The 243-nt window shown below is 49.8% G+C and carries 1 protein-coding gene; it reads right to left on the reverse strand.

What is annotated here, in order from left to right:
• Nucleotides 1-243 (reverse strand): DUF7507 domain-containing protein (locus IQ282_RS00100; RefSeq protein ID WP_194849922.1); only part of this gene is annotated, 243 nt, incomplete at both ends.

Below are 243 nucleotides of genomic sequence, written 5' to 3' on the forward strand. Positions count from 1 at the left end.
CTGGGGGTAGTGTGGCGATTGGACCACCTGATAAACTACCGTTCGGTGCTACCAACAATGGGTCACTAATCGTTATGTTGCTCAACGTAGTGGCTCCCGTATTGGTCACCGTAAAACTGTAGCTGATCGTCTCACCCAACTGGGCAAACCCATCTCCGTTCTCATCGTTGAAGACAGACTCCTTCAATAAGGAGATATCACTATCGTCAGGAAGAGTCGTATCGGTCGGATCATCTGGGTCAC

Source organism: Nonlabens antarcticus, from assembly GCF_015356755.1.
In the GTDB taxonomy this organism is placed as follows: domain Bacteria; phylum Bacteroidota; class Bacteroidia; order Flavobacteriales; family Flavobacteriaceae; genus Nonlabens; species Nonlabens antarcticus.